Genomic DNA, 2,347 nt, shown 5'->3' with positions numbered 1-2,347 from the left:
TGCGCCTGTTCGCGGCCGACCGACAGCGCCAGCCAGGCGGCGCGGGTCTGCCGGGCCACCAGCAGGCGGCCGTGGTCGAGCTCGGCCTCGGCCTCGGCCAGGCGGGCACGCGCCTCATCCTGGCGCGCCGAGCGCATGCCGCCGGTATACAGCGGAACCGACACCTGCAGGCCGACCATGCTCTGTTCGGCGCTATAGCTGGCCGAGCCGACCTCGGCATCGCCGGAAAGCTTTTCACGGCCGTGGCTGGCCACCAGCTCCAGGGTGGGCGACAGCGGCAGCGAGGTCTTGCGCACCTCCTGCTCGGCGCCCTGCTGGCGGGTCTGGGCCAGCTGCAGCTGGGTGTTCTGGCGCGCTGCGCGAGCCAGCCAGTCCTCCAGCGCGCCGATCTGCGCCGGCGTGTCGCTTGGCAGGGTCAGCGGCGAGTCGCCGGGCTGGCGACCGATCAGGTCGGCCAGCGTCTGACGGCGCAGGTCCAGCTCGGTCTGCGCGGCCAGATGCTGGGCGCGCAGGCCGGCGGCCCGCGCGCGGGCCTCGTGCAGGTCGGTGACCGGCAGGCTGCCGACCTTGAAGCGCTCGTCGGCCTCGCGGGCGGTGCGCTCCACCGCCTCGAGCTGGCGTTCCAGCAGTTCGAGGCGACGGGCGGCGAGCGCCAACTGGAAATAGTGCTCGACGCTGCGCAGCATCAACTGCTGCTGGGCGCCGACCCAGGCCAGCTCGGCGGCGTCGGCCTGGATGCGCAACTGCCGGCCCTGGGCCGAGCGTTCGCGGTCGTACAGCGGCTGGCGCAGCACCACGCCGTAGTGGCTGCGGGTGCTGCTGTCGATCTGCGTGTCGAAGGCCGCGTCGTTGAACGAGCCCAGGGTGGGCTGGGAAAAGACTGCCCCGCGTGTCTGGTTGTCCAGCGAGGCGGCCGCCACCCCGCCCTGCAGCATCAGGTTCGGGCGCCACAGGGCGCCGGCCTGATCCTGGCTGGCCAGGCCGGCGGCATGCGCGGCGCGGGCGGCGGCGAACTCGGGGTCATGCTGGCTGGCGGCGCGCCAGACCTCGAACAGGTCCAGGGCCTGGGCGGCTGGCGAGACCAGCGCCGCGCAGCTCAGCAGCAGGACGGACAGACGGGGCAGTTGCATGGCGATGTTCCTTGACGTTTTCGTTGGCCTCAGCAGCCGGGCTGCACACCGACCTTGCGCAGGACGATTTCCAGCGGGCACCAGCGGGTGAACGCGCTCTGCAGCATGTTCACGCCGACGAAGGCGGTCAGCCACAGCCAGTTGCTGCTGTGGAACAGCGGGCTCTGGGCCACGCCCAGGGCCAGGGAGGCGAGGATTACAACGCCGGCGAACATGCGAACGATTTGCCATGAGGTCATGGGTCAGACTCCTTGTGCGGGTTGGTTGGCTTCGCCGCTACGGTGGTAGGCGGCGAAGTAGAGCAGCGGGATCACCACCAGGGTGAGCACCGTGGAAACCAGGATGCCGAAGATCAGCGCGATGGCCAGGCCATTGAAGATCGGGTCGTCGAGGATGAAGAAGGCGCCGAGCATGGCCGCCAGGGCGGTCAGCAGGATCGGCTGGGCGCGGGTGATCGCCGAGCGCACCACCGCCTCGGGCAGCGGCACGCCGGCGGCCTGCTGCAGGTGGATGAAGTCCACTAGCAGGATGGAGTTGCGCACGATGATGCCGGCCAGGGCGATCATGCCGATCATGCTGGTGGCGGTGAACTGCGCGCCGAGCAGGGCATGGCCGGGCATCACGCCGATGATGGTCAGCGGGATCGGCGCCATGATGATCAGCGGCGTCAGGTAGGAACCGAACTGCGCCACCACCAGCAGGTAGATGAGGATCAGGCCGACCGCATAGGCAGCGCCCATGTCACGGAAGGTCTCGTAGGTGATCTGCCATTCGCCGTCCCACTTCAGGCTGTAGCCGCGCCACGGGTCGGAGGGTTGGTTAATGAAGTATTCCTCCAGCGGGCCACCGCCGGGGAGCCGCAGGTCCTGGAGTTCGCCGCGCATGCTGAACATGCCGTACAGCGGGCTGTCCACGCGCCCGGCCATGTCGCCGGTGACGTAGTGCACCGGCAGCAGGTCCTTGTGGTAGATCGGCTGCTCGCGCAGGCTGTCGCTGAGGGTCACCAGTTCGCGGATCGGCACCAACTGGCCAGCCGCGCCACGCACCGTCAGCTGCAGCAGGGCGTCCAGCGAACCGTGCTGCTCGGCGGGCAACTGCAGCACGGCCGGCACCGGGTACTTGCTGGCGTCGTGCAGGTAGGTGGCGGCTTCGCCGGCCAGGCCGGCGCGCAGGGTGGCGACGATGTCGCGCTGCGCCACGCCGAGCAGCGCGGCCTT

The 2,347-nt window shown here is 70.0% G+C and carries 3 protein-coding genes; all 3 read right to left on the bottom strand.

Translation table 11 applies throughout. The annotated features are described in order from the left end of the window. Positions 1-1,130: TolC family protein (locus AS93_RS0113790; RefSeq protein ID WP_037009361.1), on the bottom strand; the 1,130-nt coding region annotated here is incomplete at its 3' end. 29 nt (positions 1,131-1,159) lie between these two features. After that, positions 1,160-1,369, bottom strand: coding sequence for a DUF2892 domain-containing protein (locus tag AS93_RS0113785; protein ID WP_027591157.1), 210 nt, complete (start codon positions 1,367-1,369; stop codon positions 1,160-1,162). A 3-nt stretch (positions 1,370-1,372) separates the two neighbouring features. Then, on the bottom strand, positions 1,373-2,347 hold a 975-nt coding region (locus AS93_RS19410; protein ID WP_037009358.1), incomplete at its 5' end, for an efflux RND transporter permease subunit.

This window comes from Pseudomonas sp. RL, assembly GCF_000647775.1.
Classification (GTDB): domain Bacteria; phylum Pseudomonadota; class Gammaproteobacteria; order Pseudomonadales; family Pseudomonadaceae; genus Serpens; species Serpens flexibilis.
This window is presented reverse-complemented; position numbering and strand designations above follow the sequence as displayed.